The following is a 12,628-nucleotide window of genomic DNA, read 5'->3' on the forward strand; positions in this document are numbered from 1 at the left end:
CCCCAGGCCGCTCCGGCCGTGGCCGCCCCCGCCGCGGGTCCGTAGTCCCCACACCGCCGCCGTCCGGGCAGGGTTCGCCTTCCGGACGGTGTGCAAGGGAAGCATTGCCACCCGGGGTCCAGGGTCGTAAGACCTGGGCCCCGTGTCCGCTCCTGACTCGCAGAAAGACGCCCGCTTCCGCCGCTACCGTGGCGCCGCGTACGCGGTCCACATCACGCTGGCCACGCTGGTCTCGCTGTGGATGATCTGGAACGTGGGGCACTCCGTCGCGGCGATGACGCCCGCGAGGCCCCCGGCCGTGACGCCACCGCTCACCGTGCGCGAATGCCTGGACGCCGCGGACGCGCACTGGAAGGACCTGGAGTCCGAGCGCGAGAAGCTCGTGCACGTCCTCCCCGCCCGTAAGGTCGACCAGGAGTGGATGCGCTTCCGCACGGACTGGCTGACGCGCGTGCGCAAGTCCGAGTCCGAGTGCGCCCTGGAGTCGAGGGATCCGGCGCGCGTGGAGCTGCGCTCGGTGTACCGCCACCTCACGCGGGTGCAGGACCTCTACACCATCCACGCGGTGCAGTACGCGGGCGAGGTGGGCGGCGCGGTGGACGCGCTGCACGCCGCCTTCGACACCGCGCGCCGCAAGGACAGCGGCCGGTAGTCACGGCTTCAGCGCGTGGGCAGCACGGTGGAGTAGCGCCCCGTGCTGTCGGACACTGTCTGCGCCAGCAGGATGGACTCCGGCCGTCCCCCCACCGTCACCACGCGGAAGAAGCGCACGGAAGCGTTCGCCCCGATTCCGTCCGGCGCCAGCGCGGGGTCTGGGGGCAGGGTGATGCGGCCGCTCAACGAACGGCCCCGTGACAGCGTGAAGGCCGCCAGCGTCATCACCTCTGAATCGGCGGTGCCGGCCGGCACGGTGACGAAGCGGCTGACGCGCGGCAGGTTCTCCCCAGGAAGGAAGTCCAGCCGGTACTCGCCCGGGTCCAGGGCCAGCGCGAAGTTGCCGTCGCTGTTGGTGGTGAGGGGCGACTCGAAGCCCAGGGGCGGCTGCGGATAGCCTTCGAGCGCCCCCACCGGCTCCACCACGACGCGCACGCCCGATGCGGGGCCGGTGCCCTCCGGGTTCTTCACGCTGCCCACCACCGTCATGCGCTCCGGGCACGTCACGTCTGGCAGCACCGTGTCCACCGCCGCCACCGCCACCTGCTGGGGCGTCAGACGCGAGGACGAGCTGGGCGGCGGGACGATGACCAGCGTGAGCGGGGACTCCGCGACGCCGGGCAGGGACGTGAGCTGGTAGCGCCCCTGCGCGTCCGTCAGCACCGGCACGCCCTTGAAGGTGCCGCCGCCGGCCACGCGGCCCTGGAGCGACACGCGCGCGCCGGCCATGGGCGTCTGGCCGTTCATCTCCAGCACGCGGCCCTCCACCGTCACGGCCGCGCCGGGGTCGCCCAGCTCCAGCGGGATGGGGAGGATGGTGGACGGATCCACCACGAAGGTCTTCCAGGGCACCAGGTCCCCGGCGTTCACGGGCGTCGCGCGCACGAGCACCGTGGCGCGTCTTGCGTCATCCGCGCCCAGCACCAACTGGAACGCGCCCGTGTCGCGGGCCACGCGGGCGCGTTGGGACAGCGGGCGCAGGGACTCATCCAGCACCTGCACCTCCATGTCCGCGTCCACCCGCTTCGAACCCTGGAGCATCAGCGTCCCCGTCACCGTCACCACGCGCGACGCGGTGGGCAGGTCGAAGGCCACCATGCCGCCCGAGGAAGGGTCCACGAAGGCGTCGCGCGACAGCGGCGGCAGGGACGGGTCCACCGGCGTGAGCGTCACGGTGTACTGGCCACTGCCCACGGGCAGCACCCACGCGCCGTCGTCCGGGGTGAGCGTCGTCTCATAGCGCCGCGCCACGCCCGGGATGAGGCGGCTGTCGCCCGTGGCCAGCAGGTGGATGGGGGCGCGGTAGGGGACGGGCGCCGTGCCACCGTCCTCCGTGGCGGTGGTGCCGCTCGTGACGGTGCCCGTCAGGCGCACGGGGCTGAAGAGCTCCAGGTTCTGCTCCGCCCGCAGCCGGTCCACCGGGAAGTCCTGCGCGAGCAGGCCCGCCTTGGGATGGGGCTGCACCTCCACGACGATGTCGCCGCCGGGGTTGCCGCAGCCGTCCACGAAGCACACCTGGCCGGCTGCGCACTCCGCGTCGGAGCGGCACACCAGCTGCTCGGGGGGCGGCTCGTCATCCAGGAAGCCGCACCCGGCCCCGGTCAGCCCGAGCGCCAGCGCCAGGGCCCGGAGCGCGCGCCTCACTGGCAGTCCCCCGCCACGGTGTTCACCACCCACGCGTACGAGGTGACGAAGCCCGGGTTCTTCACCACGCCGCCGTCCGCGAGGATGACTTCGTCCGGAGGATCCGGCTGGCGGTTGGTGAGGTGCCGGTCGGTGACGAACGCCTCGATCAGGTGGATGCCCGGCGGGGCCAGCGGGTTGTTGGCCGAGCGCAGGTCCATGCGCAGCGTGCCGCGGTCGTCACGGCGGGGCTGGCCGGTGTTGGCGAGGACGATCTGCCGGTAGTAGCCCGTGGGGTTGGACGGGTTGTAGTCCACGTACCACTCCACGGTGATGCGGTCGTCGACGTCCAGGTCCTCCACCACCACGTTGAAGTCCTGGGTGCAGCTGCCCACGCCGAAGGCGCGCAGGATGCGCTCGGAGGGCTCCACCTGCTCCTCCACGATGCGGGGCGGGCGGTTCCTGAACTCGGGCAGGCTCTCCAGCAGCGCCACGTCCTGGGGGATGAGGCACCCGGAGCCCGTCGCGAGCGCCGCGAGCCCCAGGGCCGTCACCAACGGCTGGAGGATGCCCCGGGACTGTCGCGTCGCGTGACGGTGCATGGCGTGGCTTGGAGGAACGCTATAGCAGTTCCTCGTTCTCCTCGGGAGGAAGCGGACCGCCCGTCTTCTCCGCCTCCAGTTTCTCCAGGTGGCGGAAGATGGTGCGGGGATCCACCCCCAGGTCCTTGGCCGTCTTGGTGCGGTTGCCGTTGTTCCGGGCCAGGACCTCGTTGATGTAACGCTTCTGGAACTCTTCCTTCGCCTGGAGCAGCGGCATGATGGGCTCCAGGTTCTCCGGCTTGAGGTCCAGGTCGTCCGCGCCGAGCAGCGGCTTGTCCGCCAGCACCACCGCCTTCTTCAGGCGGTTCTCCAGCTCCCGGATGTTGCCCGGCCAGCCGTACTTCTTCATCGACACGGCGGCCGCGGGCGTGAAGCCGCGCGCCTTGGAGTTGAACTCGCGCGCGTACTTCTGGAGGAAGAAGCGGCCCAGGACGATGACGTCCTCGCCGCGCTCGCGCAGGGGCGGCAGCTTCACGGTGACGACGTTGAGCCGGTAGTAGAGGTCCTCGCGGAACGTGTTCCGCTTCACCTCGTCTTCAAGAATCTTGTTCGTCGCGGCCACCACGCGGATGTCCACCGGCTCGCCGCGGTTCTCACCGACCTTGTAGACAATCTTGTCCTGGAGCGCGCGCAGCAGCTTCACCTGGAGCTGGAGCGGCATCTCGCCGATCTCGTCCAGGAAGAGCGTGCCGCCGATGGCTGCCTGGAACTTGCCGGGCCGCGTGGCCACCGCGCCGGTGAAGGCGCCCTTGGCGTGGCCGAACAGCTCGCTCTCCAGCAGGTTCTCCGGGATGGCGCCGCAGTTCACCGTGATGAACGGACCCTTGGTGCGCGGCGAGCGGCGGTGGACCTCCCGGGCGATGAGCTCCTTGCCCGTGCCCGTCTCTCCCGTAATCAGCACGGAGATGTCCGTGGGCGCGATCTTGTCGATGCGCTTGTACACGTCCCGCATGCCCTGGCACGCGCCCACGATGTCGCCGTAGCGCTGGTCCTCCAGCTTGCGGCGCAGCTCCGTGTTGTCGAGCTTGAGGTCGTTCACGAGCAGCGCGTTCTGCAAGAGCAGGGACGCCTGCGCCGCGAACACGGTGAGCATGTCCATGCTCTTGGGCTCGAAGCGGTTCACCAGTCGATCGTTGCCCACGTAGAGCACGCCGAACAGGTCGCCCTTGTGCATCACCGGCACGCACATGACGGAGTGGACCTTGAGGTTCACCACGGACTCGCTGGCCTTGAACTCCGGCGCGTCCAGCGCGTCCGCGACGATGATGGCCTTCTGGTCCTTCACCACCTTGGCGATGATGGAGTCGGACAGCTTCTCCACCGCGTCCTCGATGTTCTCCCGGGCCACGTTGCGCGCGGCCTTCACGCGCGGCTCGCCGCTCTCCATCAGGATGAGGAAGCCCTTGTCGGCGCGGGTGACCTCGATGGCCTCGTCCAGCAGGCTCTCCAGGATGCGGTCCACGTCGTAGCTGCCGAAGAGCCGCTCGCTGAACGCGGTGAGCCGCTTGAGCAGCACCAGCTCGCGGCCCACCACGCCGGGCAGCTCCGCCGTGTGCGAATCAGACGAGGCGGTGGCGGCGGAGGGGAGGAGGGACACCTCCCGCTCGGGCACCTCGCGGCGCACGGGCTCGCGGGGGGCATCCTCGCGGGAGAAGGTCAGCTCGGTGCCGCCAACCTTGACCACGTCACCGGTGGCGAGCGCGTGATTGTCGCGCCGCTTGCCGTTGACGTGGAAGGTGGCGCCCAGGCTGCCGACTTCGTAGCGGGAGCCGTCGAAGGTGACGTGCAGGGCGTTGGAGGGGACGCTGGCGTCCTCCAGTGGCACGTCGTTGTCGGATCCCCGCCCCAGGCTGGTGATGCGCTTGAGCAGGGAGACCGTGCGGACCTTTCCATCGGGGGTGCGAACGGTGAGGCTGGCCATGGGCGGACTTTGGGGTTCGGGGCTAGAACGTGAGAGAGAAGCCGGCGCCCAGCCCACCCTTGGTGGAGTACAGCCGCACGCGCGGCGGCGCGGCCTGGGAGACGGTAGGAGAGGGCTTCGGTTCGGGGCGGGACTCGACGGTGGTGCTGCTCACCACCTGGTCCTCGTGGTGGTAGACGGCGTCCACCACGCCCAGGGTGTAGACGGTGTAGAAGCCGGTGGCGGACGCGAGCTTGAGCAGCTGCCAGGTGTCCGCCTGCCGGGCGCGGTCCGTGGGGATGTAGCGCACCGGAATGGACGCGCGGCCGTCCTCGTCCAGCACGTTGTCCAGGTTGATGAGCCGCTCCTCGAAGAGCGAATCGTACGCGAAGAACGCGATGATGCTGGTGATGGCCAGCACGCCTTCCGTCGCGGCGAAGGCGATGCCCATGCCGTTGCGGCCCTGCTGGAACTGGCCGGCGCCGAAGGGGACGAAGTTGACCAGGAAGTTGTGCTTCTCCACGGTGCGCACGGTGACCTGACGGGCCAGCTCCTCCGCGCGGCGGCGCTGCGTCTCCAGGGCGACGCGCTCCTGTTCCCGGCGCTCCTGTTCGGTCTTCTCTCGCTCCAGGCGCAGGCGCTGCTCCTGCCGAAGGAAATCGCGCTCGCCGGACATCTGGTTCTTGAGGTCCTCGAAGTAGGCGACGGCCGGGGGCGGGACGACGAAGGGGTCCAGGCTGAAGTCGGGATCCAACCGGAGCACGGCGCGCAGGTGGCGCTCGGCGTCGTCCGTCTTGTTGAGGTTGAAGGCGGACAGGCCCGCGAGCTTGTGCAGCTCCACCAGGTCCTCCTCCGGCAGGTCGCCCCGGTCGATGCGCTGGCCCGCGCGCTCCAGCACCTCCGCGTACTTGCCGTATTCGAACGACGAGCGCAGCGCGGCGACCTCCGGATCCGCGCCCATGGGCGCCTGGGCGCGCGCGGACGCGGGGCCGAGCAGGGCGGCCAGCAGGAGGACGACGAGAAGCAGCGGGCCTCGGCTCATTCGGGCGCCAGGCTCCCGCGCAGGGTGGTGGGCTTGCCGGGCTCCAGCAGGACGACGCGCTTCTCGGTCTTGTAGCCGGGGGAGGAGATCTCCACCTCCACGCGGTGCTGGAAGCTGGCGGGGCCTCGGGGGGAGCGGATGTCGAAGGGGTGCTGGAGGCTGTCGTTCGCGGCGCGCTCCACGTCGCCCACGCGCACGGTGGCGTCCGGCGGCTGGTAGTCCATGGCCAGCTGCGAGGCCTTCAGCAAGGCGCGCAGGCGGAAGACGTTCTCGCGGTCCGGCTTCACGTCGATGGTCTCCGTGGCGTCCTCGCAGTAGTCGCAGGAGACGATGACGGTGTGCTCGCCAGGGGACAGCTGCACGTCGTGCTGCGCGAGCTGCTTCGTGCCCGCGGGGCCGCCGTCCACGCGGATGGAGCCGTAGGGGCGCACGAGGATGGACACGGGGAGCTTGCCGTTGCGCGCGGGCTTGGAGTCGTCCTGCGGGTCGAGGCTGGCGACCACCGTGGGGCGCGAGGACGTGCGATCTGGAGGGGAGGGGACGCGAGGGTTGAGGTCGGTATCCCGGCCAGGCGTGCCCGTGCCACCCGAGCCCTGCGCACCGTTGGGTCGCGAGCCCGTGGCCTGCGTGCCCTGAGGGGTGCCCGTGCGATCGGGCGAACCCGCCGTGCCGCCCGTGCCCTGCGAGCCTTGGACCGCGCCCGTGCCTTGCGTGCCCGTGGAGGCGCCCGTCGTTCCGCCAGCCGTGAGCTGGGAACCCGAGGCCTTCGAGCCCTCGGTGCGCGGATCCGTCGTCTGCACCTTCGGCGTCTCGGGCGCGCTCGCGTTCATCCGGAACAGCTGCCAGCCGCCCACCCCCAACGCGAGCGCCACGCCCGCCGCGATGCCCGCGCGGATGCCGCGCCTGCGCCACGTGCGCCGCCGCTGCTGACGCTGGATGCCCTTGAGCAACCCCAGCGCCCGTTCATTCGTCGCGTCCAGCGCGAGCACGTGGTTGAGACACGCCAGTGCGCGCGGCGTCCGCTTCTCCGCCAGCTGCCGCTCCCCACGCTCCAGCAGCGCCGCGACGATGCGCTGGCGCGCGAGCCGCTGGTACGACGGCGGATCCGCGAAGAACGAAATCAGCTCCTCGCCCACGCGGGAGAAGCCCAGCCCCGCGAGCGCATCCGCCAGCGCGTCGCGCAGCTTCCCCGCGTTCGGGTAGCGCCGCGCCGGGTCGCGCTGGAGGCACGTCGCGCAGATCTCCGCCAGTTCATCCGACAGCGCGGGCACGCGGCGGCGAGGGTCTTCATACGCCCCGTCCAGGATGCGCTTGAGCGTCGCCGTGGTGTTCGACGCGGTGAAGGGCAGGCGGCCCGTCATCAGCGCGTAGAACATGATCCCCAGGCTGAAGACGTCCGCCTCAGGCCCGGCCTCCAGGCCCTCGATGATCTCCGGCGACATGTGCGCGGGCGAACCCACCAGCGCGCCCGTCACCGTCATCCGGTCCTCGATGTCCAGCAGCCGCGCGATGCCGAAGTCCATGAGCTTGAGGACCCCGTCCTCGCGCACCATGACGTTCTCCGGCTTCAGGTCGCGGTGGATGACGCCCGCTTCGTGCGCGTGCGCCAGCGCCGCCGCCAGCTCGTGGATGATCATCGCCGCCAGCTCCGGCGGCTCCAGCGGGCCTTCATCCAGGTACGTCTTGAGCGTCCGGCCCCGGATGTACTCGGTGACGATGAAGGCGTCGTGCGCCTCCGCCGAGGAGAAGTCGAACACCTCCAGGATGTTGGGGTGGTGCAGCTTCGCCACCGCGCGGGCCTCGCGCGCCAGGCGGCGGCGCGACTCGTCCTTGCCGGCCAGGTGCGGGTGCAGCACCTTCACCGCGACCTCGCGGTCAAGGGCCGTGTCCAGGCCCTTGTACACGACGCTCATGCCCCCGGAGCCCAGCTCCTCCAGGATGCGATAGCGACCGATATGGCGGCCGACGAGCGTCATGGCGTGCGGTGCGCGCTCTCCCCTCAGTCCCCGAACCCGATGCCCATGCTCCGCGCGAACCGCACCAGGTCTCCCTGGACGTCCACGCGTCGCTCCTTGCGAGACTCACTCAGCGGCACGGGAACGACTTCGTTGTTCCGAAGCGCCACCATGTGCCCCCACTGGTTGTCCCGCACCAGGTCCAGTACCTTGCATCCGTAGCGCGTGGCCAGCACCCGGTCCGCCGCGCTCGGGCTGCCGCCGCGCTGCAGGTGGCCCAGCACGGTGACGCGGATCTCCGCCGCGATGTGGCTCGCCAGCAGATCCGCGCACACCTTGCCGGAGCCGCCCAGCCGCACCACGCCCCGCCCCGGGATGTCCGCGGCCTCCGCCAGCACGGACAGCGCGCCACCCTCCGGATACGCGCCTTCGGAGATGGCGATGATGGAGAAGCTGCGCCGCCGCGTGGCCCGCCGCTTCAGCGTCTCCAGCATGGACTCCACGCGGTACGGAATCTCCGGGATGAGGATGAGGTCCGCGCCGCCAGCGATGCCGCTCTCCAGCGTGAGGAAGCCCGCGTGGCGGCCCATGATCTCCACCACCATCACGCGGTCATGCGCCTCCGCGGTGGAGTGCAGCCGGTCCAGCGCCTCCGTGACGATGAGCCGCGCGGTGTCGAACCCGAACGTCTGGTCCGTGCCGGACAAGTCGTTGTCGATGGTCTTCGGACACCCGACGACCTTCAGCCCCTTCTCCGCCAGCTGGTGCGCGATGGACAGCGTGCCGTCCCCGCCAATCGCGACCAGTCCGTCCAGCCGCAACTCCTCGCAGCGGCGCAGGACCGAATCCGACACGTCCCGATCCACCCAGGCATCACCCTCACGCACCGGGTAGGAGAACGGGTTCGCCTTGTTGGACGTGCCGAGGATGGTGCCGCCCTTGGGCAGGATGCCGCGCGTGTCCTCCACACCGAGCGGGCGGACGAGCTCCGGCTCCACCAGGCCCATGTAGCCATTCTCGATGCCGACGAACGAGTGGCCGAACTCGTGCACGCCTCGACGGACGAGGCCACGGATGAGCGCATTGAGTCCCGGGCAGTCGCCACCGCCGGTGAGGACGCCGAGTCGAAGAGGTCGAGCCATAGGATCGTAGGAAGTCGGACGCGGGTGTCAGTAGGAACGGGCGGCACTATGACAGCAACGTCGGTGCGGATTGTAGGTGCCACCCCAGGGGGGTGCAACGCGCGAATCAGCGGTTGCGTCGGATCCGCGCTCGCCGGGACGCGGGGGCGGCCCCTCAGTCGCGCTTGAGGCGACGCCGGGAGGCCAGCCGGTCCAGGAGGGCCTGGAGGCGATCCTCCTTCTGTGGCGGAAGGGCCCGGTCCGTGGGGGACTGCACGGGCATCTCGCGGGCCATCCGGTACAGCTCCTCCAGCCGCTCCAGCACCAGTTCGTTGCCGGGGCGCTCCTGAAGTGCCCGGCGGTACGCGGCGGCGGCGCCCACATAGTCACCCAACGTGAAGAGTCGCTCGCCCTCCTGCATGGGCGACGGCGGGCCCAGCGGGAGGCGCTGGGGTTCGCGCACGCGGTTCTTCAGGTGCTGCAGCTCCTCCGGCTGGAGGCTGTCGCGCAGCTGGGCCAGCCTGGCGGCCAGGCTCTCTTCGCGCGGAAAGGCGGCCAGGAGGTGCTCGAAGAGCTCGAACGCCTCCGCCAGCTCGCCCCGGCGCAGGGCGCGGTCGGCACGTGCTTCCATGTCGGCCCGGACGGCAGGGGTCATCTCGCGCGGGAGAGTAACTGTTGCCCACCCGGGATGTCACATGCGGAAAAGCCAGCGCTCGCCGGGCCGCAAGGCCTCAGGCAGGCGTGGCGGACGACTCCGGCAATACCGCGCTTTCCGTGGTCCGGGCGCTCCGCTTCCAATGGCGGAAGAGCCACACGGCCACCAGCCCGTGGAGCAGGAGCCCGAAGACGCCCTCGCCGTTGAAGACCCAGACCTGACCGCCGAAGAGCCCCGGCCGGCCGTTGTAGACGCTGCCGAAGAGCAGCGGGTTGATGATGTTCCAGCTGATGTGGAAGAGGGCGGGCGGCCAGATGGAACGCGACGCCATGTAGAGCTGCGCGAACACCACCGCGGCCACGGCGATGGACAGGAGGAACGTCACGTTCTGCCCCACGTGCCCGCGCTGCGTGGAGGAGAAGATGAGGGGCAGGTGGAACGCGGCCCACACCGGCATGGTGATGGCCGCGGCCAGCGCCGGCCGGTGCATCCACCAGCGCACCAGCGTCCCGCGCCAGCCCACCTCTTCACCCAATTCGCTGGGGACACCGAAACCCACGACGGGCCCCCACACCAGCGCGGCCAGGCCGAACCGCAGCCAGCGCCAGCGCTCGGGCAGCTTCGCGCCCAGCTTCTCCACCCAGCGCCAGCGCACGGACGCGGCGGCCAGCCACCACGTCACCGTCAGCGCCCAGAACAGGAGGATCATCACCGGCACCGTCTCCAGGCCCGTCACTCCGAACGGACCCTTGAGCAGCTGCGGCTGGAACGTGATGAAGGACGCGTCCCCGGTCGCGAACCGGATCGCGTAGGCCAGCGGCGCGATGACAGCGCCGTACGCCAGCGGCAACGCCAGCCCCAGGAACCACCACTTCCAGCCGGGGAAGGAGAAGCCCACCGCGGAAGGCGGCTCGCGACGGAAGAACCACGAGCACGCAAGGCCGACAATGCCCGGAACGCACATCATCCAGCGCATCAGCCACACGGACTTCTCGCCGCCAGCGATGAACGCCACGGCCATCGTCCAGCTCACCGCGAGCGTCACCGCGATGAACGTGAGGGTTTCTTTCCGGGGATTCCTCATGTTCCGGAGCATACCGGTTGGGCCCGTCCCGTCGAGCCCTACGTACGAGGGGAGGGCGGCCAGGCCGCCCTGCGCCCGCGTGCGAATCAGCCCTTGAGGTGGACCTGCCGCGCGCCCTCGAGTCGTTCGGCCTGGAGGCCGCGCTCGCGAGCGGTGGTGAGCAGCAGATCCGACTCCTTCATGCGGGGCGTCTCCGGCGTGGCGGCGGGCCCGATGATGTGCTCCATCCAGGGCTCCAGGCCCATGGCGTAGTTGAAGATCCGCTTCGCGCCCACCAGCTCCAGCAGGCGCAGGCCTTCGGCGGAGTTGCTGCCGCGGCACCGGCGGTTCTTCTCCAGCTTGCGGTCGCGCTTCTTGGGGAAGAAGCCCTCCAGCATCCACGTGTGCGGCGCGCCGACGATCTCCGTGTTCATGAAGACCGTGTGCAGATCGCCCACCGTGCTGCGCAGGTCGCGGTACGTCGTCTCGTCCACGCACATGGAGTCGGCGGCGAAGAACAGGCGCTCCTCGCCGGTGCGGATGATCCACGCGGACTTGGCGTGGGCCACGTCGCCGTGCTCGCCCATGAACGGCGCGGCGATGATCTCGCCGTCCGGGATGGGCAGGGATTCGTAGAAGTAGGGCTCCAGCACGTTCTTGAAGCCGAGCGCCTTGCCCAGCAGCCGCGGCGAGTAGTCACCCGCCAGGGCGCCGCTCGCGCGCGGCACCATCAGCGTGCCGATGCGGTGGCGCAGGCGCAGCAGCGTTTCGATGTCCAGGTGATCCGGGTGGCTGTGGGTGATGACCACGTAGTCGATGCGGCGGGGCAGGTCGGCGAAGGACATGCGCTCCAGCGGGACCGCCACCTTCTCCGGCCGCACCGGCACCACCGCGTCGATGAGGATGGACGTGCCCTTCCACTCCACCAGCACGCACGCGTGGCCCACGTAGCGGATGCGCACCCCCGGCCCGCTCCAGGTCTCCGGAAGGGTCTGCGGCGCCTCCGTGAGCAGGGGCATCAGGTCCGCGTCGGACTTCACCGCGTCGCCCAGCAGGTCGCGGATCCACTCCAGCGGCTTGGGCTCCACGTCCAGGCTGAAGAGCTTGTCCAGGCGCTCGTCGTGGAACGGCACCTTCCAGTCCAGCTGCCCCGCCTCCATCAGGCGCGGCGTGGTGAGCAGCGAGTCGCGCTCCGCGTCCGCCTTCAGCCGGCGCAGCCGCATCGACTGGAGCTCCGTCTTGTGGTGAGGGCCGCGGTACAGCAGGCCTTCGTGCACGCGCATCGACGGGCGGTTCACGTAGTCGTAGACCAGCTCCACCTTGCCCTTGAGCACGTCCGGCAGCCGCGCGTACAGCGGCTCCAGGGACTGGCCCTTGGCCTCCGCCAGCAGCTGCGTCTGGAACTCGTCGAACGCCTCCGCCAGCTTGATGTTGTCCTCCTGCGCGGTGGTCATCCGCTGCATGAGCGCCCGTACCTCTTCCGCGCGCTCCGGCGCGATGCCCACGAAGGAGCTGCCGCTCAGCTCCGGATCCTTCGCCGCCTTCGCGTGGAAGTCCGGCGTCTGCAGGTAGGCCTTCAGCAGCGGCAACAGGTAGGCCTGCAGATGCAGGCTCGCGGGCATGGGCGCCACCGTCATCCACCAGGCCTGGAAGTCCTGGACGAGCGGTTCAACGAGAGTGGCGTCCGCGAGGCGATACAGGGGAGCAGTCATGGTGTGCGATCGGGGAGTCCCCGCACCCGGACTCGATTCACGGCGGTTCCCAGAAGGGAACGCGCGGAGTCAAGGGAGGGCGGAGTGAGTACTGAAGACCAGGAAGCAGGGCTGACGAGCGAATGTGAGCGATTCGAGCAAATTGTTCAAGTTCGGTAGAACCCATTCCTAGTGGTATTCTCGTATCCAGTTCTGCTCCCCCGGACACATTGCAAGGGCGCCTGTGTCACGCACATCGTGCGTGGACGTCGCACAGGAAGTCGGCCCACTGAAGCCTTTGCGGTGATCTCCGGCTTTCCAC

Annotated in this window: 10 protein-coding genes; 1 reads left to right on the plus strand and 9 read right to left on the minus strand. The window is 70.0% G+C overall.

Annotated features, from left to right (window positions below):
* The first annotated feature begins 142 nt into the window (after nt 1–142).
* A complete protein-coding gene (locus D7V77_RS06330; protein ID WP_169819991.1) occupies nt 143–652 on the plus strand; it encodes a hypothetical protein in 510 nt (169 codons plus the stop codon).
* Nucleotides 653–660: 8 nt separating this feature from the next.
* On the opposite strand, the gene D7V77_RS06335 is transcribed toward D7V77_RS06330, so the two are convergent.
* The 9 genes from D7V77_RS06335 to D7V77_RS06375 form a co-directional block, all read right to left on the minus strand.
* Entirely contained in the window at nt 661–2,298 is a 1,638-nt protein-coding gene (locus D7V77_RS06335) for a carboxypeptidase regulatory-like domain-containing protein (RefSeq protein WP_169819990.1), read from the minus strand.
* A complete protein-coding gene (locus tag D7V77_RS06340) occupies nt 2,295–2,879 on the minus strand; it encodes a hypothetical protein (protein WP_120575373.1) in 585 nt (194 codons plus the stop codon). The genes D7V77_RS06335 and D7V77_RS06340 overlap by 4 nt, the downstream gene beginning before the upstream one ends.
* A 19-nt stretch (nt 2,880–2,898) precedes the next feature.
* Nucleotides 2,899–4,800, minus strand: coding sequence for a sigma 54-interacting transcriptional regulator (locus D7V77_RS06345; protein ID WP_120575374.1), 1,902 nt, complete (start codon nt 4,798–4,800; stop codon nt 2,899–2,901).
* Nucleotides 4,801–4,822: 22 nt separating this feature from the next.
* On the minus strand, nt 4,823–5,821 hold the full coding sequence (locus D7V77_RS06350) for a hypothetical protein (protein WP_120575375.1): 999 nt from the start codon (nt 5,819–5,821) through the stop codon (nt 4,823–4,825).
* Entirely contained in the window at nt 5,818–7,797 is a 1,980-nt protein-coding gene (locus D7V77_RS06355; RefSeq protein ID WP_120575376.1) for a serine/threonine-protein kinase, read from the minus strand. Before D7V77_RS06355 ends, D7V77_RS06350 begins: the two co-directional genes overlap by 4 nt.
* Before the next feature lie 23 nt (nt 7,798–7,820).
* Nucleotides 7,821–8,918, minus strand: a complete 1,098-nt coding sequence (locus D7V77_RS06360) for a 6-phosphofructokinase (RefSeq protein ID WP_120575377.1) — start codon at nt 8,916–8,918, stop codon at nt 7,821–7,823.
* A gap of 154 nt (nt 8,919–9,072) precedes the next feature.
* A complete protein-coding gene (locus tag D7V77_RS06365; protein WP_120575378.1) occupies nt 9,073–9,552 on the minus strand; it encodes a hypothetical protein in 480 nt (159 codons plus the stop codon).
* Nucleotides 9,553–9,628: 76 nt separating this feature from the next.
* A complete protein-coding gene (locus D7V77_RS06370; protein WP_158624347.1) occupies nt 9,629–10,636 on the minus strand; it encodes a CPBP family intramembrane glutamic endopeptidase in 1,008 nt (335 codons plus the stop codon).
* 86 nt (nt 10,637–10,722) lie between these two features.
* Nucleotides 10,723–12,327, minus strand: a complete 1,605-nt coding sequence (locus D7V77_RS06375) for an MBL fold metallo-hydrolase (RefSeq protein ID WP_120575380.1) — start codon at nt 12,325–12,327, stop codon at nt 10,723–10,725.
* Nucleotides 12,328–12,628 lie beyond the last annotated feature (301 nt).

This window comes from Corallococcus sp. CA041A, from assembly GCF_003612075.1.
Classification (GTDB): Bacteria; Myxococcota; Myxococcia; order Myxococcales; family Myxococcaceae; genus Corallococcus; species Corallococcus exiguus.